The following is a 22,579-nucleotide window of genomic DNA, read 5'->3' as shown; positions in this document are numbered from 1 at the left end:
CGTTCAGATCGTCCGTCTTCGGAATTTCAGCATAGCAGGTCCCTTATTGCGACAAAGCCCATTCGCCCGCTCAACGAGTCAAGGCGTACGCCTTGAGATCGAGCGTTGGCGTGCGGCCGGCGATTGCGTCCGCGAGCAACCTTGCACTTCCGCATGCAAGCGTGAAGCCGAGCGCTCCGTGCCCGGTGTTGAGCCACAGGTTTCCGTAGGGAGTCGGACCAATCAACGGTTTGCTATCGGGCGTGGCCGGGCGATGCCCGCACCACGTTGCCTTGGCCGTGTAATTGCCGGCGCGAGGAAAGACTTCTTTAGCGTGTCTTTCGAGGAGCGCGAGACGGTCTGCACGTTGCGATTCGTCCATGCCAGTAATCTCAACCATTCCCGCGATACGCATCCGACTGCCGAGACTGGCATACACTACCTTCCTGTGGAGGTCCGTTACGCTTACGGCTGGGGTAAATCCAGGAACACTCTGGACAGTCAGGCTATAGCCGGTGAGTGGATACACAGGAACGCGTACACCAAGCATTGAGAGCAGCGGCACGCTGCCATTCCCGAGTGCGACGACGAAAGCCGCGGCCGGCACATCCTCTCCGGACGTACGAATTGCCACTGCACGCCTCCCTTCGGTGACAATGCGGTCTATCCGAGTTCCGAGACTGAAGCAGACCTTGTAACGCTCTCTGAGAACGCGTGCGAGAGCGAGACAGAACTGCCTGCAGTCCCCTGCCTCTTCGGAGGGAGCATGGATTCCGCCCGCGAGCAGCGGTCCAGCATCAGCAAGTGCGGGCTCAAGATTAACGCATGCCGATACGTCAAGCGCTTGCTGGGCCGCACCGGCGCCCACAAGGTAATCCATCTTGCGGCGGGCCTGCTCAAACTGGCCTTTGTCCCGGTATATCACGAGCTTGCCGTTATGCACGTAATCGAATTCGATGGCTTCACGTTGCACCAGTTCGCGTAACGTTGCCTTGCTCAGCGCGCCAAGCGACAGCAACTCAAGCATGGTCTGCCTTGCACGGTCTGTGCGGCATGCCTGCAAAAACGTGAGGCACCACCGCCATTGCTGTAGGTCGAACCGTGGGATGAACCGTAGTGCCGAATCATGGCGTAAAAGCCAGGCGGGCAAATGAGGAAGCACCGCCGGATCAGCAAGTGGTGCGACGTAGCTGTAGCTCAGCTGGCCACCGTTTGCATAGCTTGCTCCTAGTGCGACTTCCGGTTGCCCGTCAATGACCGTTACCTCATGACCCTCACGTGCCAGACAATAGGCCGTTGTCAATCCGGCGACGCCGGCGCCGAGAACACATATCTGCATAGGTTATCGTCCAGATTTTCGCGCGACAAGTTCGGCGAGAGCGATGTCGGCCAGCCCGACGCCCAGCCACTTGGATATGGTCAGGTCGCCTTTGGGGCGCGCCTGTCTGGTTTCGTGCGCGAGCGACGTTCCGGGTTCGATGACGTAATCCCAATTGACCAGTTCCCGCGCGACCATCAGGAGAGCAACTGCTTCAGCTCGCACCTGCACCTTGGATTCCACTGCAGTAATTCGCGCACGCGCGAGGGTCGCGTCGTCCAGCTCGCGTGTGACTGGTTTGCTCAAACCTATGGTGGCAATGAACGCGTTCTCCTTCACGCGTCTGCCGTTGAAAAGCGGCGGCCGGCTACGGGTTGCGGTCATGATGATCTCCGCTTCATCGATCGCTCGATCGCTGAAATTCGAATGCGGAACCAGCGCCCGGATATAGGCCCTTGCCTGAATGCCGGTTCCGAACACCGCAAGCGTACGGGCTGCAGGATTTGCCCATGCATCCACCGCAGCGCGCGTAATGGCCGCAGTGTGGAACTTAGTCAGCGCATCACACAGGATAACCGGCGTCAGTCGGCCGTTCTCGGCAGAAAACAGTGGAATAACAAAATCGAACCGGCCTTCATGCGTGGGATAGACCTTCGCAGGACACACGCCTGCAGCCCGGAGAATGGCGCCCATGGTGCTGACCATGATCGGCCCGCTACGGGTGCGTTCCCGTTGCTGGATGGCGGCGCGGCGAAAACCCAGTTCCGTGAGGCAGAGTGCATGGCTAGAATCGCCTCGTTCATAGTAATGGGCCGGCGAACTTCGTAATCCGAAATGACTTGCATGATAATTTGCCGAGTCTTTCAGCCGGCTGTGTGATGGGGCATGCACGGTAACGATATCGTCCGCCAGTGACCGGATAACTGGAAGGGTAACGGTGCCTAGCCGTCGGGACTGAGCGCCGTCAGCAAAGGTGTTCGGTGTTGCGATCTGTATGACTTCGCCGGTGCGGATACTCAGCTGGCCATCAGTGCCAGCCTCGGGCTCTCCCTGGAGTGCCTGGCACTGGGGGATCAGTGCACGAGCCGCGATCGCGCAGCCCGAGAGCAGGCCTCCGCTTCTCACGGGAACGAGCAGCATGTCCAATTCGTGGGCATCCTCGATCAGTTCTACCGCGACGGTCCCGCCGCCGGCCATCACATGCGGATGGTCGCACGGTGGTATCAGGGCCAGCCCGCGCTCTTCCGCCGGGTGGCGACTAATCAGATCGCGACTCTCGGTATAAGGGTCACAAAATACGATCTCGTCGCCATATTCGCGGTTCGCCTGAACGTCGATTGAAGGCGCGTCATGCGGCATGATCACAATTTCCGGAACGCCTTCCATGTGCGCTGCGAGTGCGATAGCCTGTGCGTGATTGCGGGACGAACACGCGATCAGACCGACCTTGCGCTCGGATGGCGAGACCAGCGCAAGCGTATTGGCTGCACCGCGAGATTTGAACGTCCCCATGCGCTGGAGATTTTCACACTTGAAGTACTGGCTCGCGTCAAGCCGAGTATTCGCGGTAGTGGACTTCAAAACGGGTGTCGCATAAGCCGTTTCGCGAATGCGCGCATGTCCCGCGGCGATGTCGTCAAAACAGATCTGCATTGGACTCATGTTGAACTATTGACAAAAACATCAAGTGCCGACCGGCCTGCGGGTTTGGCCTAAGAGTCACCCACGCGCACGCACAGTCAGGCTCGACATACTTGCACTAAACGGCGATCCCTCGCGGGTATGCTTGCGAGAGCGCGTCGAACGCCATTTCGCCGATGCCGGGCAACACGGTATCGTTAGCGGAGACGGTTTCGCCCTCCGTGAATACCGCGAGCGTGTAACGCAAACCCTCCGGCATCGAGACATGCAGTGCGTCGTGGCGGCGGTAGCTTGCACGCGGATCGCGCGTCCACCCGGTCCAGCCAGCCTTTGACCAAACCGTTGCGCTTTTCGGCAGCCGCTGCGCAAGGTAGCCGTTGATCTGGGCGCCCGGGGTGGCAGAAAACGTGGCGTCACGCGGCCGCAGGAGGCGCAGCGCCATGCGTGCGGAAGCCTCGGGATTGACCATCACGCCGTCCATGATCCGCGCGAGCATCGAAGCGGCCGCATCTGACGTGAGCCGGTTGTGGTGATTCTCATCACCCCATTTCACGAACGCGGCTTCACGACCATAGCGGTCGTCGTCCATCAGTTTTTGCGAAATGTTGATGCCCGAGAACTCCTGCAGTCTTAAAGACATGAGCCAACCGTTAATGCGGTCACGAGCGGCCGCCCACTGCGCCATGGTGTCGGGCGGCAGCTCGGTGTCACCCGTGGTGTGCGTGTAGTGGTCGATCAGATAGTTGGTGGCGGTGTTGCTCGACCAGCGGATCATGTCGCACATTGCGCGCTCTATCTCCGGCGAGTTCTGGAGCGTGCCTTCGACAAGCGCCGCCTCGACGGCGGCCATGATGAAGACCTTCACGACGCTGCATGGGTAGAACGGCGCGTTTCCGCGCGAAGCATAGCCGCGCCACGCGAGCGGCACGACGCAGCCGTCGTCATTGTGGGGATGCACGAGCAGTGTGAGCGCGAAGCGGTCCGCCGCGAGTCCGACGCCAGAAAAGCGCTGTACGGCGTGATGCACGAGCTGTTCGCCGAGGTTGTCAAGGGTAGGGGTTCGTTCAAAGGCCATGGGGCAGTTCAGGAGTGGGAATGCATATCGAACGGTACGAGCGTCGTTTCAGCGGACGAGAGCGGCCGGATGCAGCGCGCTTCGCGAATTGAGCCTGGCTTGCCGCTGGGTTCGAGCACTGGGCGTGCGGCCTTGCACGCGTCGACAGCGTGAGGGCAGCGCGACGAGAAGCTGCATCCCCCGGGCGGACGGAGCGGGTCGGGCAGATCGCCTGTTACGCCCGGCGTGCGCTTGCGCCGCTTCGGGTCAGGCAACGGAATCGCGTCAAGCAGGCCGCGCGTGTACGGATGATGCGGCGCTTCGAAGAGGGCGTCAGCACTCGCAGATTCGAGCACTTCGCCGAGGTACATCACTGTCACGCGGTCACTGATATGGCGCACAACATTCAGGTCGTGCGCAACGAACAGGATCGCGATCCCAAGCTTTGCGCGCAGATCTTCGAGCAGGTTGATGATTTGCGCCTGTACCGAGGCGTCGAGCGCAGAAACAGGCTCGTCGGCGATCAGCAGACGCGGTTTGACCGCGAGCGCGCGGGCAATGCTTACGCGCTGTCGTTGTCCGCCGCTGATTGCATGCGGCATGCGGTCCTTCAACTGTGGAGCGAGCCCGACCATGAGCAGCAGCTCATCTACGCGCTCGCGGCGCTCGGCGACGCTCGCGCAGAGGTCATGCACGAGCAGCACTTCGTCGAGCATCTGGCCGAGTGTCATGCGAGGATTGAGCGATGCGTACGGATCCTGGAACACCATCTGGATGTTGCGTGCGCGAGCCTTGCGATCGCCGCTCACGCCAAGCTCGCGCCCCTCCCAACGCAGTTCACCCGAGTCGGGCGTTTGCAGCCCCGCAATCGTGCGGCCTAGCGTGCTCTTGCCACAGCCCGATTCGCCCACCACGCCCAGAATCTCGCCCGCCTGCACGGCGAGCGAGACGTTCCGCAGAGCGTGCAGCTTCAGGGGCTTGCGACCGCCCAGAAGGTCGCGCGCTGTGCGAGGCTGGCGAAATGTCACGCTGATGTCGCGGCATTCGAGCAGGGGCGAGAACGTAGCGACATTCCGGGAAGGGACATTTGCGGTCATGCGATCTCCTCAATGCGGATGCAGGCGCTCGTATGTTCTGCGGCAATGCTGATAAAGGGCGGCTGGTCCCCGGCGCAGGCTGGCACGGCGTGCGCGCAACGCGGGTGGAACCGGCAGCCTGGCGGCGGCGCGCCGAGGTCCGGTGGCGCACCCGCAATCGGTTCCAGGCGCCCGGCGCGCCGCGCGTGGGCCGGCAGCGCGTTAAGCAGCGCGCGCGTGTACGGGTGTGAAGGTCGCTCGAAAAGTTCGGCGGTTTCGGCGCGCTCGACGATCCGGCCCGCGTACATCACCGCGACCTGATCGCAGGTTTGCGCGACAACGCCCAGATCGTGTGTGACGAGCAGCACCGCCATGCCGGTTTCGTCGCGCAACTGCACGACGAGCTTGAGAATCTGGTCCTGAATCGTCACATCGAGCGCCGTGGTGGGCTCATCAGCAATCAGGAGCTTGGGGCGACAAGCGAGCGCAATGGCGATCAACACGCGCTGGCGCATGCCACCGCTCAGCGCGTACGGGTATTCGTGAATGCGCCTCTCTGGCGCAGTTACACCCACCGACTTCAGAAGGTCGATGGCCTGCACACGCGCCTGGCGCGCGGTCAGCTTCCAGTGGCGGCGCAGGCCTTCTTCAATCTGCGTGCCCACGCGCAAGGTCGGGTTGAGCGCCGTCATCGGGTCCTGAAAGATCATCGCGATCTCGCGGCCACGCACGTCCGCGAGCGTTCGCTCGGAGGCTCCCACCAGCTCGCGTCCCGCAAAGCGCAGCGAGCCTTCGGTGCGCAAGGGCCGTGCGCCGCCGAAGAGTTGCAGGAGCGAACGGCACGTCACGCTCTTGCCACTACCGGATTCGCCGACGAGACCGAAAATCTCGCCCGGGCGCACGCTGAAGCTCACGCCGTCCACGGCGGCGACCGTGCGTCGCGCGTCGCCGAACGTCACGCAGAGGTTGCGCACGTCGAGCAGCGCATCCTTATTGTCATTGGTATTGGGTATCATCGTTTGGGCCTCAGCAGGTCGTCGAGCCCATCGCCAATCAGCGTGAACGTCATACCGATATAGACGATCGCAAGCCCCGGTAACACGGAAATCCACCAGCCATCCTGAATGAAAGTTCGGCCCTCTGAAATCATGATGCCGAGCTCGGGTGTCGGCGGCTGGATGCCAAGGCCGAGAAAGCCGAGCGAGGTGACAGCGAGGATTGTCAGGACAACGTCGGACATCATGAAGACGATGGCGGGCGTGATGACGTTGGGCAGCACGTGGCGCAGCATGATGCGCGCGTCGCTGTAGCCCAGCACGCGCACGGCCTGTGTGTATTCGAGGCGGCGCACGAGCAGCACCTCGCCGCGCACGATGCGCGCGAACGAAATCCATGCCACGAGTGAGAACGCGAGATACATGTTGCCAGTGCCCGGCCCGAGCGCGCCCACGATGCTGATTACAAGCACGTAAAACGGAAACGCCCAGAGGATATCGACCAGTCGCATGATCAGGCGATCAACCCAGCCGCCAAAGTATCCGGAGACGAGTCCAATGACCGTGCCAATCACGAAGGGCAGCGCTACACAGATCGCGACAACCACGAGATCAGTGCGCAACGAGGCGAGCACGCGGGCGAGCACGTCGCGGCCGAGCTCGTCGGTGCCGAAGAGGCTGCCGGCGCCGGGCGCCTGTAGCGAGTGCCCTAAATCGACGGCAAGCGGGTCGTGCGCAACGAATGACGGGCCGAACAGCGCGGCGAACAGGAGCAGGGCCAGCATCGCGAGACCCACTTTCAGGCTACGGCCGCGCGCGACGCTGCGCGCAAGACGGAAGGTAGCAGAGAGCATCATGACAGACTCACACGCGGATCGATCAGCGAGTATGCGATGTCCGCCAACAGGTTGATGATGACAACGAGCACCGCGAACAGGACGGTCAGGCCCTGCACCATCGGATAGTCGCGCGTGCCGATCGACGAGACTAGCAGTGACCCCAAGCCCGGAATGCCGAACACGGTTTCGATTACGACCGTGCCGCCGATCACCCAGCTCGTGTGCACGGCAAGCACGGAGATCGTCGACATGAGTGAGTTGCGGAATACATGCTTCCACAGCACGGTGGAATTGCGCAGACCCTTGGCACGCGCGGTATCAACGAAGTCCGCACCGAGCACGGCGATCACCGAGCTGCGTAGCGACTTGATGGTGAGCGCGGCGGTGCCAAGCGCGATCACGGCCGAAGGCAGAACGAGGTGCCAGAGGTGGCTCAGCCACCCTTCGCCATAGCCGGATACGGGAAAGAGCGGCCACTGGATTGAGAACAACAGTACGAGCAGGATGCCGAGCCAGAAGGGCGGCATGGAGAGCGCGACTACGAACGCAAGCTTCACGCTGTGATCGAACAGTCCGCCGCGCTTGAGCGCCGTGAGCATCGCCAGCGGCACGGTGAGCGCAAGCGCCGTTAGTGTGCTCACGCCGACCAGCGCGAGCGTGGGGGCAAGGCGCGCCGCGATTAGCGGCGCGACGGCGCTGCGATAGGCGATGGACTGTCCAAAGCTGCCGCGCAGGACGTCCGCGAGAAACGACAGGTACTGCTCCCACAACGGACGACCCAAGCCGAGCTGCGCGGTGAGGTTAGCGATGTCGGACGCGGTGCCGCGGCTGCCCAGCATGAGCGTGGCAGGGTCGCCGGGCAGCGCGCGTAGTAGCAGGAACGCGATCACCGTGATGCCGAGCAGCACCGGCACCAGCTGGATCATGCGGGATATGCAGAATGCGACGAGTTTCATGAGGGTTTCCGACGAAATTTCGCAGAAGTCCGGAAGCGGCTCAGCGCATCACCACGTTCTTGAGGGAATAGTTGGACGTGGGCAGCACCTCGAAGCCCGTCACGTTGCGACGGTATGCATAGGGCTCCGTGGGGGTATAGAGAAAGATGAACGGCGCACCGTCGTGCACGCGCTGCTCGATGTCCTTAAACATCTTGCCGCGCGCTTCGCCGTCCGGTGTCACGCGCTCCAGTGCGTAGAGATCGTTCACGTGCTCGTCCTTCCACTGCGTGTGAAACGCGTTCGCACGCTCGGGATTGACGGCGGTGAAGCCCGTGAGCTGATCGGGGTCGGTCGTGTCGCTCGTCGCGTAACTGAGCGACATTTCGTAGTTGCCGGCCTTGGTCATGCTGAACTGCGTGCTCGCCTCGATGGTTTGCAGATCGACCTGCACGCCGATCTGTGCGAGCTCGGCCTGCAGCGCACTCGCCACCTGGCGCGCCACGGTGTCGCCGCCGGGCACCAGCATGGCGGTCTTGAAGCCCTTCGCGAGCCCTGCCTGCACGAGCAGCGCTTTCGCCTTCGCGACATCGAGTGGGTAAGGCTGCAGTTGCGCGTTGTTATACGCCATGGCCGGCAGCGACGATGTAGCTTCGCGCCCATTACCGCGCAGAATACCCTTGATGATGCCTGCCTTGTCCACGGCGAGGTTGAGCGCCTCGCGCACGCGCGGGTCGCCGAACGGCGGTTTCGTCGTATTCAGCTGCACGAGGTCGATGCGGAACACGGGCGCGCCTTGTACGGCGATATTGGAGTCCTGCCTGAGGCCATCGACCTGGTTGTACGGAATGCCGACGATGGCGTCAAGTTCACCGGCTTTCAGCTTGAGCACGCGTGCGTTGTCCTCAGGCACGATCTCGACGGTTGCGCCGTCCACCGAAGGTTTGCCTTTTTCCCAGTAATACGGATTCTTCTCGAACACCTGACGCTGGCCGCGCGCCCAACTCTTGAGCACGAACGGGCCTGAACCCACGGGATGATCGAAGAACGCCGGGCCTTGCTGCTCCACGAGCTTCTGGGGCAGGATCGAGGCGCTGAACATCGCGAGGTTGTTGAGCATCGGCGTGAAGGGCTTGTTGAGCTTCATCACCACCGTGTGGTCATCCACCGCGCTGTAACTGGCGATTGGCTTGAAGAAGCTGGCCCACGACGACGTTTCGCTGGCAGCGCGCTTGAGCGAGTAGACGACGTCGGCAGACGTGACGGGCTGACCATTCGAGAAGCGCGCGTCGTTGCGCAGCTTGAACCGGAACTCCTTGCCATCGGGTGAGACGGTCCACGACTCAGCCACGCCCGGTTCGAGTCGCTTGCCGTCACGACTCGGGCGCACGAGCTGGTCGTATATCAGCAGCTCGGTCCAGATAGATGGGTTGTCGCTCGACGCGACGGGGTCGAGCGTGAGTGCATCGGCACGCACGCCCAGCCGCAGCGCCGCCGCGCTGGCATCGTGCGTAAGCAGCGACGACACGAGCGCGAAACCGGCGAGGCTCGCCCTCAGGGCGAGAGTAGTATGGTTTTTGACTGGCACAGGTCTCTCCATGAGTGAAAACGTGTGCGTCGAGTATCGAAGCGCCAATTTTGGGCGTCAAATCACAAGATCACCGCAATGCATAACCTTGTGTTATATGTTGCGGGTTCAACGAAAGGGGAACCCGCCATGCGCCTACGCCATATTGAAGTGTTCCATGCCATCCGGCAGACCGGCTCCATCAGCCAGGCAGCGAAGCTTCTGGGCGTCACACAGCCGGCCGCGAGCAAGGTGTTACAGCATGCCGAGCGATCGCTGGGCTTCAAGCTGTTCGAGCGCGTGAAGGGACGCCTGTACCCCACCGTCGAGGCCGACATCCTCTATGTCGAAGTGGACCGCTTGCACCAGGGCCTCGACCAGCTCAAGGCGCTTTCGGTGAATCTGCGGCGTTATCCCGAAGGGCGACTGCACGTGGGTTGCTTGCCGAGCATGGGCCTCTCGATACTGCCGCGCGTGATACGCGCGTTTCGCGGACGCTACCCTTCAGTGACCTGCGAGATCGAGACTAATCACCTTGATGCGCTCGTTTCCGGGCTGCGCAGCCGGCAACTTGATCTCGCAGTGATCTACGGCGAGGAGACGTTTCCAGATTTGCGCTCGCAGCAGCTTGCCGAATGCGAACTGGTTTATCTCGGACCGCAGGAGGGCGGCGACTACCAACTGGAGGCGCTGCACGGTGAGGACCTGATCGGGATCGTGGCGAACGACAGCATAGGACGCGCCATCGCGGAGCGCTTTGCACAACTGGGCCTGAAGCCAAAACCGCAGATCGAGGTGCAAACCTATTACGTGGCGTGCGCGATGGCGGCCGAAGGCTGTGGCGCAACCATCGTCGACGAGATCACGGCGCGCAGCATGCAACGCGAAGGCCTGCACATTCGCCGCCTGCGGCCGGCACTAACCACACCACTTGCGGTGCTCACTCACGAGCGCAATGTGATACGCGGCTTCTACGACGGCTTTACCGCGCTGCTGCAGCAGCGCGTGCTGGAGATTCATAACGCCACGCCGAATTCGCTGGGAGTTGGCCGGTAGGCTATGCGTTGATGTCCTCCAGAAGGGCGCCGAGCACGGTGAAATGATGCCCGTGCCCCACAAGGCACGACTGACCACTTTTTGGCGGGCAGTTTTTTTTGGAGATCGCTACTGATGGCGCCGTCACGTCAAATTTTTCGCGGCGCAATAGCGGAGAGGATAAGCGCTTGCTCAGAAAATCTATGGTCCCCCCAGTTTGCAACGCTGATTTTCGATGTCGTTGTTGGCTTGCGTAAATCTATTCGAACGGGCCTGAGCGCCCACAATGAGAACCCCACCCGGCCCACCAAATAAATCAAAGGCTTAGATGTGCTGCCTGTTGTTGACTGCGCTGTCATGCGAAGCGCTGTCATGCGAAGAATGGTTCAACAAAGGTTCAACGGCGGCCACAGGGGACACGCGCGTTTCGGCGATGCGTCGGCCTGATCTCGCTCTTCTTTCGTGTTTTTTGGACACTCCGCCCGGACTTCCGCGAGCGGATTGCTCCGCGGTATCTTTGCGTCCATCGGCGGTGATCTTCGGCTGAGCTTCACAGCCTGTGGTCCGAGCGCCTGAAACTGGGCAAGTAGTCTGCGTTTGGTTGCTTCTGGTCCGACGCCGAACGCAGGGCGTACTCGTACGGCGTCAGGGGCGTTCCGTAATCGCTTCTTGGCTCTCACGCCTAAACGATAGGTTCCGCTGCTGTATATGCGTGCCGGTTCAGATGAGATGTACCCTGCCGTTTTTCGCAGTTGATATTTTGTCTGAGAAAACCGAAAAAAGATACGTGGGTAAAGCCCATACCTCCGCCGCGATCAACTTACACGATTGATCGCTGGCGGTAACTGCGCGCGTTACTCCATTTGCAGGGACAGCGAGAAACGGGCGCGGGCGGAACAAGACACGTATCCGCATTTGAGGCAGGGAACATCATGAAAGAGCTCAATGAATGGACCGCCACTGAAATGGACAACGTCTCGCCGATGCCATCTGCAAACGCAGTCCTTGATCGGCGTTTGCAGCGGGCCGAAGCCGAGGTCCGTCGGTTGACACGATGCGTTGAGCTGAAGGACCGGCAGCTCTGCGAGTTACGCAGGGCGCTTGCGCACTCGGCGACCGTTCACTATTCGGTTGAAGACCGCCTGCAGCGAGAACTCGACTCTCTTCGGATCATGATGCCCAGCGACGGATTCGAGGGGCATTGCGGCTCGCCGGCGAGCGACCGACCCGGTCAGGGCGTCGTCTTGAAACTGCCCTACGTGACATCGATCCTGTCCATTCTGTTCGATGCGATGTGTACCTTCTGGGGTGACTGCGATCACGATCATCCTCCGAAGTCTGCGACCGTGGCTCACGCGATCGATGAGCGCCTTGGCTTGAGTTCACAACAGAATGGGGAGGCTTCGCGCAGCGGTCAGGCATACGCATCGGCGATCCGGCCAGACTGGTTGAAGGAGGCCGACAACAGGCATCATTGTCGGTCAGCACGTGTGTGCTGACGCAAGGGTCCAGTTGCCTAGACGGTCGCCTGCTTACGCGTCGCCCCTTTGTTCGAGACTGCGGTGGACGTCTCATCGCACGCATGCCGGGAATGTTCGCTACGTTCGGGAAGGGATAGCTCGCCGAAGCGGGTAACGGCGTCCAGCAATATAAGCGGATCGCACTGGAGTTTATGGAAAGTGGGAGGCGCCAGATCGATTGAGCATGCAACGATGCCGGAGGTGGCAGACGCATTAACGTCCATATCGTGCAGTTCCAGTCCGAAGCGTCGGTATAAACGGGCGATAGAACATGAGACCACGCCGATCACGCGTGTTGCGCCGAACGAGAGTGCGAGTGCCATGGCATACGGGAACAGGGACATGCCCGACGTCGAGCCCGTTCGACGGTCCGGTAGCCCTGAACCAGCGAATCGCGACATCTCCCATATCGAGCGCGATGACGGCAGGGGGCCTGGACCCGCAAGTTCCGGAAAGACGTTGCGGAGCAGATAGGGCCCAGTGGTCGGCATAAGCCGGGCACATCCAACGACCTCGTCGCCTCCGGACAGGGCGACCAGATGGACGGTATTAGCTCCGTCGAATTCATCCCACTCGCTTGTGGCATCCTGGCGGACGCCGGGTATTTCCCAGTGCAGGCGCTCGACGAAGACCTTGTGGCGGAAGATTCCGAGACGGCAATGGATATCCGGTGGCAGCTCATCAAGCCTGCCGGCGACGATGTATGACATGGGCTCCTCCAGGTGTCAGCTTTTGACACGACGCTATCAGCGCATCTGGGGCGCGGAAACTCGGAGCTTTAGGAGGGTGTCGGTCAGCACGTAAGCGTGCGCCGAGGCACGTTGCCTGCACGGCGATGTACAGCAGGTGTGATGGAGCTGTCGGAAAAAACCGGTTCAGGGTTTGATGATGCCCTGGACGCTCGCGTAGACGACGGCGGCCGTCCGGCTGCACATGTTGAGCGCCTCCATTGCCTTTCCGATGTGGTAGTCAACGGTATAGTGAGATCGCCCGAGAATTTCGCCGATTTCGGCCGAGGTTTTACCGCGGGCGACCCAGGTCAGGCATACGATCTGACACGGCGTCAGCAGGCGGGAGGCCCTGCGGCGCGGTATCGGTGAGAGCCGATGCAGTTCGCAGTGACACTGTGTGCTGACCAGACAGGCGATCCGTGATTTGATGGCATCGTTCACGGAATGAAGGGGGCCGGACAGATTGAACAGCACGACACTGCCATCGGCCTGATGAACCGGGACGCTTAGGCCGCCAGGCAGCCCTGCCTCTTTTGCTTCGTCCAGCAGACGACGTTCGGCTTTGCTCAGGCCGGCGATATCGTGCCACCGGTAAGGCGTGGACTGGATGAACGCAGCCCGATGAACGGGATCGGTGGCCGCGTAATCCCGCCCCTGGTAATACTGTACCCACTCCCGCGGGTAGTGGGCACCGATCATTTCTATCGCCGTGTGGCGCGGGCTGCTCGAGCGGCTGCGCATGACGCGGCTGATGACATAATGGGGGAAGCCAAGCGTCGTGGCTGCGTTGCCGAATGAATCGACAAGCGAAGGAATGTCCGAAGCGGATGCAAGACGCATCACCAGTGCAGGCGTATCAGCCAGCAGATGATCCACTGTAGATGCCCTGCGCTGGAGTTCGTTTGAACGGCGTCGAGAGACATGTTTCATTTTCGCCGCCCCGGCGCTGCTCCACAGAATCCGGAAACCCGTGTGCCTCGCTGAGGCGAGACTCCGTGCCACAGCGGTGTGGCCCATACGACACGCGTCACCGGGGGTGAGGAGCCAGTCAGAGCTCCATATATGACTGCCGCATAAGCGGCGCCCCCAATCGCCAGCTGGACGCCTGCCAGGCGCCCAGCTGACTGCATTAAACAGTTAGTATAGTATGCAGATTGCCAGGCGGAGGTTCGCGGTACAAAGATCCCAAGAGGATTTAGTTTGCCGTTTGCACGGGTGTCCGAAGTGCGAGGGACGCTGGCAGGCCCCTAGTCGACCGCGTCATTGAAATGGCACTGGCCGAATTCGCCGCGATGGATCGTCGTACTTCCATTTAATCGGCCTGGGATTCTTGTCGTGCTCGCGGATATAGCGCATCAGCTTGCGCTCCAGATCCTTTACCGTGGTGAAGATGCCTCGCGCAATCACGTCGCGCTGGATGCGCGAGAACCAGTTCTCCACCTGATTCAGCCAGGAGGTATAGGTCGGCGTGTAATGCAACCGCACGTTTCGGTGTTGCCGCAGGAACTCTTGCACGCGCGGGGTCTTGTGGCTGCTCACGTTGTCGCAGATCACATGGATTTCTTGTTTGGGCCGCTGGCTGGCAATAACGTCTGTGAGGAAGGCCACGAACTGCTCACTGGTATGGCGCGGCGCCGTCCTGCCGATGACTTCCCCGGTTGTCGTGTTAAGCGCGGCGAACAAGCTCAGCGTGCCGTTGCGCTTGTATTCGAAGCCGTGGCTCTCGGCGCGCCCGGGCGACAGCGGCAGCATCCGGTCTTTACGATCCAGGGCCTGAATTGCCGTCTTCTCGTCTACGCAGAACACCACCGCGTGTGCAGGCGGATTCAGATACAGACCGATCATGTCTGCCGCCTTGGTCTCGAAGTCAGGATCATTTGAGACCATGTGCGTATCGAGCCGATGGGGCCGCACGCCGTGCTTGCGCCAGATGCGCTGGACCGTCGAGGCGCCCACATCGCCCAACGTCGCGGCAAGCTTATAGCTGCTCCAATGCGTCGAGCCGTCCAGGGGCCGCTGCTTGAGCGTCAGATTCAGAATCCGCGCCTCCAGCTTTTCAGGCGGATGCACCGGAGCTCGCCCCGGATGGTGCGCGTACAGGCCTGCCAGCCGCTCGGCCAGAAACCGGCTCGACCAACGGCTAATGAAGCGGGAGTCACAGCGCAGCCGCTGCATGATCGCCTCACGTGTTTCGCCGTCGTCAAGCATCAGGATCAACCGGGCACGCCGCGTGTCCGCTGCGCGCACCGTGTGGCTACGAGCCGCCGACAGCAATTGGTTGCGCTCGAGCGTGGTCAAGTTCATCTTTTCCATGTGCTTCATTGAATACCAAATCAGGTGCTTTTTCAATGACGCAATGGACTAGCGGACCAGCAGTGCAGCTGCCGAGAATCCTCCGATACCTCTTGCAAAAAGCAGGAATGGTTGGTTTGGCGCCAGGTCGTGACACTGGGCAAGATTGATGAATGCATCGCTGACGGTGACGTGACCGATGCGGGCAAAGTTCTCCGAGAACAGTCGATCCCTGGGAATCCGCAGTGAATCCAGCAACCTGTGCCACGCGGGCAGGTCCAGATGATGCGGCAGGATGCGCCGGATATCATCCAGTGCGATATGCGCCTGCTGGACCGTCTGCATGATCAGTCTGCGCGCCGTGAAGAAGTGTTGCGCTTCCAGGCGCGATTCGTCATGTGCCAGTACCCCTCGCCAGCCCGCACCGCTGGCATGCATCGAGAACGCGAGCAGGCGGTTGATGGGAGCACCGCGCTGGATGAACGCGGCGAACGCACCGTCACCCAGAATCCCTTCGGCGATCATTAATCTTTCTGATGCGAGCGGCATGACGTCGGCGCCGACAAGCAGCACCCGTTTCATATGGGGGCGGGCGACGAACATTGCCCTGATCACGCGCAGTGCGCCAAGGGCCGATGCGCAATGCTGCTGCGCGAACGAAAAGGCTTCAGCGTTGCTGAAGCCGAACCGGTCACACAGCAGGCCCGGCAGCGACCGTGGGGGCGGCGCGATGCTGCCCTGTAGCGTGTGCACGTAGATGAGACAGTCGATGTCACGGGGCACGACAGCGGAGGCCACGAGGAGGCGCTGGATCGCGCTGGCCGCCAGGTCGATTGCGGTCTGCCCATTCGCGCTGCGGTAGTAATACATTCCGGCCCGCTCAAGTTTCTGCACGGTGGCGATCCTCTGCCGGGTACGCTGTCCCCAGTCCCGGATATCGTCGATGCATGGGGGGAGATGAAAAGCGACGTGTGCTATGCCGAGATCGGGAATCATAAGACGGGGCGGACGACGTTCTGCTGACAGAAGGAGGGCACGCCGCGCGCGCCCAGCAGCGCCGTGCCGACGAAACCACCTATCCCGTAACCCCAGAGCAGCATGCGGTGGGTTCGCAGGGACCGCGCGCAGTTGAGTGCCTGTGCCAGTCGCACGATGGAATCGGCTGCGCCGAGATGAATACCGACTTCATGCTGCGCCCTGGCGTCTGGCCGGCCGAAATGCCCACTGACCGCATCCGCGAGCGACGTCATGCCAGGCTGTCCGAGAATCTCGTCAATGTCACACGAATGAAGGGCATGTCGCGTGAGGAGAAAGTCGATCATTGATAGCAACGCGAATGTCCAGCCGTCCGGGACGACTCCGGTACGTTGCCGAATCTCGACGGGGACGCGCTGGGATGCCACGTCGAGCAGATGGAGGCCGTCTGGCCCATGGCCAGCTCTTTCAACGAGCAGCGCACCGGCGGCGTCCCCGTGCACAATGCCTGGTCCGCAGATTCTGGAAAACGGCGGATACCACTTCTCCGCTGCGACGATCAGTATCGTGTGCACATCGGGTTCAGCGACGAGCAGGTCGGAAGCAAGCCGCAACGCCGTAAAGGCCGACGCGCCATGCTGCTGCGAGACCGAAAATGCAATGCACGGTGGTCCGACGTCAGCACACAGCCGTCCGGCAACCGTGGTGGAAACGTGCTCGTCCGGCGTGCTATGGCAGAACATCACGACGTCGATGGGCCGCGCGCCATGCGGCCGTACCGAGCAGATTCCGTTTGCCACTTTTGTGGCGAGTCCTGACAGATCTGTCCTGGTTTCGACCGGTATCTCGCAGGCCAGGTCGGGTGATAGGGGATCGGGAGGCACAGGCAGTGAGCCACCGCTCTCCCGGTGTGGCCACGCCTCGATCCAGTGCCCGTAGTCGGGATGCCACGACTTCACCCAGGCATCCCAGCCAGAATGGCCGGTCGTGCGAAGTGCCCGCTCCAACGCCGTCCATCGGGACAGCGTCATGGCATCAGGCACCCAGGCCGTCACGGCGGTGATGACGGCCTGGCTCATGGGCCGCCCGCGGTTGAACGGGATCCGTCGGAAAGATCGCACGGCAGCAGATCGTAGAGGACGCGCCCGGACCGCGATCCCTGCATGACGTGGCAATCGCGCTGCAGCCCGATCAGGCGAAATCCGATCCGTTCGAGCAGGCGTCGCGAGCGTACATTGCAGTCGACGGCCCACGCCGTGATGCAATGCAGCCGCTGAGTTTCAAACGCCTCCCGAAGGATCGCTGTGGAGGCGAGAAGCGTCATGTCCCTGCACGCGGGACGCCGGCTGTCGCGCAATACCCAGAATGAGCCGGTGCCGAAGGCATGCGTCAGATCGCTGACGGCCACCAGGCCGCTGGCGAGGGGGGTGCCCGCGGCTCCGAAGACGCGGAGGCGGTGTCGGTCGCCTTGCATCATGAGCTGTACGGCGAGAACGGGAAGCGTCTGGCGACCCTGCCCGAAGTCGAACCACTGGTTGATGCCCGGATCGGCGAGCCAGGCCGCGATGTCATTGACATCATTGCCGTCGGGCTCACGCAGCCAGCATGAGACCGTTGCTTCGGACGTCTGGAGGGATCCTTCAGTCTGCCGGATGGGCGCCTGTGCCTTTCCGTCGTCACTCACATCGAACCTCCTGCCGGTGTACGTACGTTTCACCCGGTTGCGGTGAATGCGCGCAGCGCGGCCTCGACCTTCATGAGGAGCATCGCAAACCAGTGCACCGTCTGAAAGCGAGCCGCTGGAGGCAGTCCCTGCACGTAGCCATGGCCGCCGCAAAGCTGCACGAGTTCCCTTGCAACGTCCAGTGCCTCAGTAGCAACGTGATGGGCCATGGACCGTACGGACTCGATCTGCACCTGCGTCTCCTGTTTTGCGACAGACCGGAGAAAAAGGTGGATGGTGTGGGCCGAGATGAGCATGTCGGCGAGCCGCGCGGCGACGAGCTGATGAGCAGCGATCGGCCTGCGGAACGTCTGGCGGGAAGCGCTGTAGGCCAGGGCGAAGTTCACGCCCTGCTGGACCGCGCCCGACAGCAGCGCGGCGAGCCAGGTGGCTACGTCGACAAGCCACTGCCGTACCGCATTGCCGTTGGCACGCCCTCCATCGGGGACGACCAGACACTGCGTATCGCCTGGTGGCGCTGTGGTGTATCGCCCGATCGAGAGTGCGCCTGGCAGGGCAACGACGGCGCAGTCTGGTTCGTCCTGCCCGGCGGGCAGCGTGGCGAGCACGAGCTGCGGATGTCCGCCCTCCAGCCGGACCATCATTGCGTGCGAGGATGCATGCTGGTGCAACACCCAGAAACCTGCGTCGACGACCGGTATGCCAGGCGCAATCGATGTCGTGCCGTCAAGGTAGTGCTGGATATGCTGGTCAGGCAACCGATCGAGTGCATCATACTCGCGCAGCGTCATCAATGCGGCGCTGCTGAGTGTCAGTTCGGCGGCACGCTCGAGCGGGCCCGCCGCGAACTGTTCGACGACCAGTGCAAGGTCGTGCCGGCTGATATCCATGCCGCCCGTCTGTTCCGGCAGGATCATGGTCGCGAGGTCGAGCGTCGCGGCGAGCCGGACCGTTTCGTTCCACCGGGTGGTATCTGGTGTGCCTTCCAGCAGCGGCTCGAGGCGCTCGCGTGCAAAGTCCCTTGCGGCCGCAACGAGCCCCTGCTGGTCATCGTCGAGCGCCCACGAGACAGGTACGAGATCTGCAACAACGGACTCACGGAATGGCATGACGTTTCTCCGGGATATGGCAGTGTCACACGAGCATTTCGACGGGTTCCGGATGGCTGAGGAAATGCGCCGGGCTTGCCGAACGACCATAGGCCCCTGACTGCATGACCACCACGAAATCACCGATGTGGGCTTCAGGAAGCTCGACGTCGTCTGCCAAACGGTCGAGCGGGGTGCAGAGGCACCCGACCACGTGACATCGCTCGCGTGATACGTCTTCCGGCCGGTTGCCGATCACGATCGGGAAGTTCCGGCGCAGGACCTGACCGAAGTTGCCGGAAGCCGCCAGATGATGATGCAGTCCGCCGTCCGTGATGACGAATGTCCTGTCGCGTGAGACTTTCCGGTCAATGACACGGCACACATAGATGCCGGCCTCTCCCACGAGGTAACGCCCGAGTTCCAGAATGGGCGTGGTTCCGGGCAGACGTTCGCAAAGTCTGGGCAGCCAGTCGTGCATCGCTTCGCAGACCGCTTTCGCGTCGAGTGGTGTTTCGCCCGGAAAGTAGGGGATGCCAAAGCCGCCACCCAGGTTCACGAACCGTAGTGGTCGAGGCAGAGCACTGGTGAGCCGAAGGATGAGATCCACGCTCTGGCGCTGGGCCTCGATGATGGTTGAGGCATGCAGGCACTGCGAACCCCAGAAGACGTGGAAACCGGCGAGCGCGACTTCCCGCGTTTCGAGTTCGCGCAGCAATGCCGGAACCTGGTCGACATCCAGGCCGAACGGGGCCGCACTGCCGCCCATGCGCATGCCGCTGTGGCCGACCTGAAAATCGGGATTGATGCGGATCACCACGTTCGGCTGCACGCCAAGTTCCCATCCTAGCGCGGTAACAAGGCGCAACTGGGTATCCGACTCGACGTGAACGTTGATGCCGCTGGCGACCGCGCGGCGCAGGTCTTCGTGAGACTTGCCTGGACCGGCAAAGCCGATTGCCGTTGGTGAGACACCGGCATCGAGTGCCAATGCCATCTCCTGCGCGGAGGCAACATCGAACCCATCGACCCGTTGGGCCAGGTAGTGGATCACGGCGGGCATCGGGTTCGCCTTGATCGAGTAGTGCAGCAGCATGGCGGAGGGTAGCAGGCTGCGCAGTTCCCGCACACGGGTGTCGATTGCTGAGCGGTCGTACGCAAAAAAAGGCGTCCGCCCGGCCCTGTCGGCCAGCTGGCGCACGTCAACACTATTGAACTGCAGCCCGGGTGGGCGCTGGAGGAAAGTCCGGCTCATGATGTCTGCTCCCCTGAACGACCCGTCAGCGAGGCGGCCCCGCACGACGCCACCCCGCTGCGCAGCGCAGCCCTGTCGAATTTCCCGTTGGGATTGCGCGGAATATCCCGATAACTCCCGATATGTTGGGGAACCATGTAACGTGGAAGGCGCTGCATGCACCAGTCGCGCAGCCCATCGACATCCGCATCACCGGCGAGGACGACAAATAGTGCCACGGCTTCGCCGAGCTCGTCGTCCGGCACGCCCAGCGCTACGGCTTCCACGACGAGGCCGCTTGCATGGACCGTTTCCTCGATCTCCTCCGGACTGATCCGGTAGCCGGAGCTCTTGATCTGGGCGTCGTTGCGGGCGATGAAAAAGAGAAAGCCTTCACTGTCGTATCGCACAAGGTCCCCGGACCACACCGCGATGTCACGCGGCGCGCCACCGGGTTTCGCTTCAGGCGAGGGGCGGTAGCGTTGCGCGGTACGGGCAGCATCGTTCCAGTAGCCGAGCGTGACGCACGCGCCCACGTGGACCAGTTCGCCCGGTTCGTCGGGAGCGCACGGCGTTCCGTCTTCACGGACCACCAGGACGCGCGCATTGGGCACGGCCTTGCCAATCGAATCCGGCCGACGGTCAACCTCGGCCGGGTCGAGGAACGTGGAGCGGAACGCCTCCGTCAGCCCGTACATGAGGAAGGGGGTGGCCCGCGGAAACATTGCCCTCAGCTTCTGCAGTACGGGTAGCGGAAGGCGTCCCCCGGTGTTCGCGAAATAGCGCAGATTGTTGCGCGCCGCGTCGGGCCAGTTTGCTCCCGTGAGTTGCATCCACAAGGGCGGTACACCCGTGATCGCTGTGATGCGCTCCCGCTCGCACGCAAGGACGGCGTCGTGCGCCGTGAGATAGTTCAGCAGCACCGCTGTCGCGCCTGCCGACCAGGCCGAGGTCAGCTGGCTGAGGCCCGCATCGAAGCTGAGCGGCAGGACGGCAAGAATGCGGTCCGACGGACCGTGCCGCAGGTACTCAGCGACGCTCCAGGCGCCTTCAAGCAGGTTCCGGTGGCTGAGCATCACGCCCTTGGGAAAACCCGTCGAGCCGGAGGTATAGAGAAGGGCCGCAAGGTCGGTGTCGACACAGGCGGCACCCGCAGACGGGATGGACGCGTCGTCGGGCCGGGTGATGCACAGGTCTTGCCAGCGGTGGATTCTGACCGAGCCCGACAGCACAGAAGGCCCCGGGTCCGGTTCATCCACGAGGATCACGTCGACCACTGGCGCAACGCCCTCCGCGGTCAGGCAGCGGGCGCGCAATGCGGAGGTCACGAGGCACCGGGTGCCGCTGTCCCGAAGCACGTGAGCCACCTGCCCCGGCTTCAGCAGTGGATTCACTGGAACGAAAACGCACGCTGCAGCACTCGCGCCGAGCATCGACACGACGGTCTCGATCCGCTTGTCGAGGAGGATGGCGACGCGTTCGCCCGGCGTCACGCCGAGGGATGAGAGGGCCTGCCCGAACGCATGACTGTGCTGCATCAGCTGGCGGTAGGTGAGTCGGACATTGCCGCAGACAAGCGATTCCGCATCAGGTGTGCGGCGCGCTGCCGCCTGGACGAGGTCAAGGAGATTTCTCATGGCTGGATAGCGGTCAGGTTCAGGATCAGGTTCAGTGGCGGATCACCATGGCGCCAAAGCAGCCGGCAAGTCCGCTGGAGAACAGCAGGGAACAGGAGCCGGGTTGCCCGTGCGGCGCGGTGTGGAGGTTGATGAACGGATCGGCGCCGAACACGTGCCCAAGGCGGGAGAAATTGGCTGTGTAAAGGCGCTCCTGTGGTACGGACAGCATGGTCACGAGGCGCGACCAGCCACGAAGGTTCACGTGGTGAGGCAGGACATGGGCGAGTTCATTACCCGTGACACCTGCCTGTCGGAGTGCCGCACGCATCGTCGCGAATGCCGACCAGTAGTAGCGGTCGTCCGGTACGGGCTGCAGGTCGTCGTCGGTGCCACGGAAGTAGCGCCCGTCGGTATGCAGATGTAGTCCCACGATGCCGTTGCGGCCGACGCCGCGCTCCAGCAGGAGTGCGCATGCGCCGTCGCTGTGCAGGGCGAGGTCCTGGATGGCGCGTAGATGGTCGCAGCCGGAGCCCATCACGTCCGCGCAGACGACAATCGCCCGCTGAATCGGGTGGCCTGCAATGGTGAGCACTCGCAGCACGCGGATGGCGGCCATCGGCGAGACGCAGTTCTGCTGCATCACCGAGAACGCGAGTGCGCGGTCCAGTCCCATATGGGACTGGACGAAGGCTGCCGTGCCGGCAGGCGGTGCCATAACGCTGCTCTGGATCGTGTGGGTATAGATGAGCGCATCGACGCTTACCCGTGATGTGCCGGTACGCTCAAGCAGGGCGGACACCGCTTCGCACGCGAGTGCGACCGGCGAGGTTGCTGCGGCATCGTGGAACCGCTGCACACCGTTCCCCAGTAGTGCGATGGCGCGCGTTTCGGGCAATCCGCAGCGACGCGCCCAGGTGTGTGCATCGACCGTCTGGGCTGGGAGGCTGAATGCGATGCCGGCCAGGGACAGCACGGGATCGTGTGCGGATGCAGGCAT

The 22,579-nt window shown here is 62.3% G+C and carries 20 protein-coding genes; 2 read left to right on the top strand and 18 right to left on the bottom strand.

The window, feature by feature from the left end; all coding sequences use genetic code 11:
* Positions 1-70: 70 nt before the first annotated feature.
* The 8 genes from BHE01S_RS12710 to BHE01S_RS12675 form a co-directional block, all read right to left on the bottom strand.
* Positions 71-1,318 (bottom strand): D-amino acid dehydrogenase, encoded by a 1,248-nt coding sequence (locus tag BHE01S_RS12710; protein WP_042264381.1) that lies wholly within the window; start codon positions 1,316-1,318, stop codon positions 71-73.
* A gap of 3 nt (positions 1,319-1,321) precedes the next feature.
* Positions 1,322-2,950, bottom strand: a complete 1,629-nt coding sequence (locus BHE01S_RS38760) for a pyridoxal-phosphate dependent enzyme (protein ID WP_052405874.1) — start codon at positions 2,948-2,950, stop codon at positions 1,322-1,324.
* A gap of 106 nt (positions 2,951-3,056) precedes the next feature.
* The gene (locus tag BHE01S_RS12700; protein ID WP_052405872.1) at positions 3,057-4,013 is read right to left on the bottom strand and encodes a serine hydrolase; all 957 of its coding nucleotides are present in this window, start codon (positions 4,011-4,013) and stop codon (positions 3,057-3,059) included.
* A gap of 8 nt (positions 4,014-4,021) precedes the next feature.
* Positions 4,022-5,089 carry an ABC transporter ATP-binding protein gene (locus BHE01S_RS12695; RefSeq protein WP_063769084.1) on the bottom strand — a complete coding sequence of 356 codons (1,068 nt, stop codon included), beginning with the start codon at positions 5,087-5,089 and terminating at the stop codon, positions 4,022-4,024.
* The gene (locus BHE01S_RS12690; protein ID WP_042264376.1) at positions 5,086-6,084 is read right to left on the bottom strand and encodes an ABC transporter ATP-binding protein; all 999 of its coding nucleotides are present in this window, start codon (positions 6,082-6,084) and stop codon (positions 5,086-5,088) included. The genes BHE01S_RS12695 and BHE01S_RS12690 overlap by 4 nt, the downstream gene beginning before the upstream one ends.
* Positions 6,081-6,920 carry an ABC transporter permease gene (locus BHE01S_RS12685; RefSeq protein ID WP_245639724.1) on the bottom strand — a complete coding sequence of 280 codons (840 nt, stop codon included), beginning with the start codon at positions 6,918-6,920 and terminating at the stop codon, positions 6,081-6,083. The genes BHE01S_RS12690 and BHE01S_RS12685 overlap by 4 nt, the downstream gene beginning before the upstream one ends.
* Positions 6,917-7,858, bottom strand: coding sequence for an ABC transporter permease (locus tag BHE01S_RS12680; protein WP_042264374.1), 942 nt, complete (start codon positions 7,856-7,858; stop codon positions 6,917-6,919). The genes BHE01S_RS12685 and BHE01S_RS12680 overlap by 4 nt, the downstream gene beginning before the upstream one ends.
* 40 nt (positions 7,859-7,898) lie before the next feature.
* On the bottom strand, positions 7,899-9,425 hold the full coding sequence (locus BHE01S_RS12675; RefSeq protein WP_245639723.1) for an ABC transporter substrate-binding protein: 1,527 nt from the start codon (positions 9,423-9,425) through the stop codon (positions 7,899-7,901).
* Between the two features lie 24 nt (positions 9,426-9,449).
* Here BHE01S_RS12675 and BHE01S_RS12670 point away from each other — a divergent pair, with 24 nt between their 5' ends.
* Both BHE01S_RS12670 and BHE01S_RS12665 read left to right on the top strand, forming a co-directional pair.
* Positions 9,450-10,460, top strand: coding sequence for a LysR family transcriptional regulator (locus BHE01S_RS12670; protein ID WP_157025337.1), 1,011 nt, complete (start codon positions 9,450-9,452; stop codon positions 10,458-10,460).
* A gap of 911 nt (positions 10,461-11,371) precedes the next feature.
* Entirely contained in the window at positions 11,372-11,938 is a 567-nt protein-coding gene (locus BHE01S_RS12665; protein ID WP_052405870.1) for a hypothetical protein, read from the top strand.
* A gap of 17 nt (positions 11,939-11,955) precedes the next feature.
* On the opposite strand, the gene BHE01S_RS36685 is transcribed toward BHE01S_RS12665, so the two are convergent.
* The 10 genes from BHE01S_RS36685 to BHE01S_RS12620 all read right to left on the bottom strand — a co-directional run bounded on the left by BHE01S_RS36685 (position 11,956) and on the right by BHE01S_RS12620 (position 22,579).
* Positions 11,956-12,669: an acyl-homoserine-lactone synthase gene (locus tag BHE01S_RS36685; protein ID WP_084068796.1), complete on the bottom strand. Its 714-nt coding sequence runs from the start codon at positions 12,667-12,669 to the stop codon at positions 11,956-11,958.
* Positions 12,670-12,834: 165 nt separating this feature from the next.
* Positions 12,835-13,566, bottom strand: coding sequence for an autoinducer binding domain-containing protein (locus BHE01S_RS12660; protein ID WP_245639722.1), 732 nt, complete (start codon positions 13,564-13,566; stop codon positions 12,835-12,837).
* 384 nt (positions 13,567-13,950) lie between these two features.
* Positions 13,951-15,012 carry an IS630 family transposase gene (locus BHE01S_RS12655; RefSeq protein ID WP_042264366.1) on the bottom strand — a complete coding sequence of 354 codons (1,062 nt, stop codon included), beginning with the start codon at positions 15,010-15,012 and terminating at the stop codon, positions 13,951-13,953.
* A 39-nt stretch (positions 15,013-15,051) separates the two neighbouring features.
* Positions 15,052-15,978 carry a 3-oxoacyl-[acyl-carrier-protein] synthase III C-terminal domain-containing protein gene (locus BHE01S_RS12650; RefSeq protein ID WP_042264363.1) on the bottom strand — a complete coding sequence of 309 codons (927 nt, stop codon included), beginning with the start codon at positions 15,976-15,978 and terminating at the stop codon, positions 15,052-15,054.
* Positions 15,975-17,036, bottom strand: a complete 1,062-nt coding sequence (locus tag BHE01S_RS12645) for a beta-ketoacyl-[acyl-carrier-protein] synthase family protein (RefSeq protein ID WP_042264360.1) — start codon at positions 17,034-17,036, stop codon at positions 15,975-15,977. The genes BHE01S_RS12650 and BHE01S_RS12645 overlap by 4 nt, the downstream gene beginning before the upstream one ends.
* Entirely contained in the window at positions 17,033-17,641 is a 609-nt protein-coding gene (locus BHE01S_RS12640) for a GNAT family N-acetyltransferase (protein ID WP_052405908.1), read from the bottom strand. Before BHE01S_RS12640 ends, BHE01S_RS12645 begins: the two co-directional genes overlap by 4 nt.
* 29 nt (positions 17,642-17,670) lie before the next feature.
* On the bottom strand, positions 17,671-18,750 hold the full coding sequence (locus BHE01S_RS12635) for an acyl-CoA dehydrogenase family protein (protein ID WP_042264358.1): 1,080 nt from the start codon (positions 18,748-18,750) through the stop codon (positions 17,671-17,673).
* 25 nt (positions 18,751-18,775) lie between these two features.
* Positions 18,776-19,984 carry a pyridoxal-dependent decarboxylase, exosortase A system-associated gene (locus BHE01S_RS12630; RefSeq protein ID WP_042264355.1) on the bottom strand — a complete coding sequence of 403 codons (1,209 nt, stop codon included), beginning with the start codon at positions 19,982-19,984 and terminating at the stop codon, positions 18,776-18,778.
* Positions 19,981-21,600, bottom strand: a complete 1,620-nt coding sequence (locus BHE01S_RS12625) for an acyl-CoA ligase (AMP-forming), exosortase A system-associated (RefSeq protein ID WP_042264353.1) — start codon at positions 21,598-21,600, stop codon at positions 19,981-19,983. Before BHE01S_RS12625 ends, BHE01S_RS12630 begins: the two co-directional genes overlap by 4 nt.
* Before the next feature lie 31 nt (positions 21,601-21,631).
* Entirely contained in the window at positions 21,632-22,579 is a 948-nt protein-coding gene (locus tag BHE01S_RS12620) for a ketoacyl-ACP synthase III family protein (RefSeq protein ID WP_042264351.1), read from the bottom strand.

It is taken from the genome of Paraburkholderia heleia NBRC 101817, from assembly GCF_000739775.1.
In the GTDB taxonomy this organism is placed as follows: Bacteria; Pseudomonadota; Gammaproteobacteria; order Burkholderiales; family Burkholderiaceae; genus Paraburkholderia; species Paraburkholderia heleia.
Note: the sequence above shows the minus strand (reverse complement) of the source record. Positions and strands in the feature narration are given on the sequence as shown.

Excerpts from the sequence above, each read along its gene's own strand:
- BHE01S_RS12710 (WP_042264381.1), bottom strand. The coding sequence starts at position 1,318 with ATGCAGATATGTGTTCTCGGCGCCGGCGTCGCCGGATTGACAACGGCC.
- BHE01S_RS38760 (WP_052405874.1), bottom strand. The coding sequence starts at position 2,950 with ATGCAGATCTGTTTTGACGACATCGCCGCGGGACATGCGCGCATTCGC.
- BHE01S_RS12700 (WP_052405872.1), bottom strand. The coding sequence starts at position 4,013 with ATGGCCTTTGAACGAACCCCTACCCTTGACAACCTCGGCGAACAGCTC.
- BHE01S_RS12695 (WP_063769084.1), bottom strand. The coding sequence starts at position 5,089 with ATGACCGCAAATGTCCCTTCCCGGAATGTCGCTACGTTCTCGCCCCTG.
- BHE01S_RS12690 (WP_042264376.1), bottom strand. The coding sequence starts at position 6,084 with ATGATACCCAATACCAATGACAATAAGGATGCGCTGCTCGACGTGCGC.
- BHE01S_RS12685 (WP_245639724.1), bottom strand. The coding sequence starts at position 6,920 with ATGATGCTCTCTGCTACCTTCCGTCTTGCGCGCAGCGTCGCGCGCGGC.
- BHE01S_RS12680 (WP_042264374.1), bottom strand. The coding sequence starts at position 7,858 with ATGAAACTCGTCGCATTCTGCATATCCCGCATGATCCAGCTGGTGCCG.
- BHE01S_RS12665 (WP_052405870.1), top strand. The coding sequence starts at position 11,372 with ATGAAAGAGCTCAATGAATGGACCGCCACTGAAATGGACAACGTCTCG.
- BHE01S_RS36685 (WP_084068796.1), bottom strand. The coding sequence starts at position 12,669 with ATGTCATACATCGTCGCCGGCAGGCTTGATGAGCTGCCACCGGATATC.
- BHE01S_RS12655 (WP_042264366.1), bottom strand. The coding sequence starts at position 15,012 with ATGAAGCACATGGAAAAGATGAACTTGACCACGCTCGAGCGCAACCAA.
- BHE01S_RS12650 (WP_042264363.1), bottom strand. The coding sequence starts at position 15,978 with ATGATTCCCGATCTCGGCATAGCACACGTCGCTTTTCATCTCCCCCCA.
- BHE01S_RS12645 (WP_042264360.1), bottom strand. The coding sequence starts at position 17,036 with ATGAGCCAGGCCGTCATCACCGCCGTGACGGCCTGGGTGCCTGATGCC.
- BHE01S_RS12635 (WP_042264358.1), bottom strand. The coding sequence starts at position 18,750 with ATGCCATTCCGTGAGTCCGTTGTTGCAGATCTCGTACCTGTCTCGTGG.
- BHE01S_RS12630 (WP_042264355.1), bottom strand. The coding sequence starts at position 19,984 with ATGAGCCGGACTTTCCTCCAGCGCCCACCCGGGCTGCAGTTCAATAGT.
- BHE01S_RS12625 (WP_042264353.1), bottom strand. The coding sequence starts at position 21,600 with ATGAGAAATCTCCTTGACCTCGTCCAGGCGGCAGCGCGCCGCACACCT.
- BHE01S_RS12620 (WP_042264351.1), bottom strand. The coding sequence starts at position 22,579 with ATGCCTGCATCCGCACACGATCCCGTGCTGTCCCTGGCCGGCATCGCA.